The 246-nt window shown below is 63.8% G+C and carries 1 pseudogene; it reads right to left on the reverse strand.

Annotation, left to right across the window (positions count from 1 at the left end):
* Positions 1 to 100: pseudogene (locus C7I84_RS29465) on the reverse strand (carnitinyl-CoA dehydratase); the annotation flags it as partial.
* Positions 101 to 246 lie beyond the last annotated feature (146 nt).

Below are 246 nucleotides of genomic sequence, written 5' to 3' on the forward strand. Positions count from 1 at the left end.
TCAGCCGCGAAGTTTTCAGGTCGATGGCGTTGGCCTTCGGCCGGTCGAGCGTGACTTGGAGAATGGCGCCTTCGCGGCGGGTGGTGATCACGTCGGTCATTGCAGGTGCTCCAGCGTTTCCTCCCCCGCGAGGGGGGAGGAAACGACCATCAACGCGTCAGCCACCCAGGCGCCCTTGCCCTCGGCGCAGACGATCAGCGGGTTGACGTCGATTTCATCGATCTCGTCGGCATAGGCGAGCACGAA

Origin of the sequence: Kumtagia ephedrae, assembly GCF_003012745.1 — a bacterium.
GTDB lineage: Bacteria > Pseudomonadota > Alphaproteobacteria > Rhizobiales > Rhizobiaceae > Kumtagia > Kumtagia ephedrae.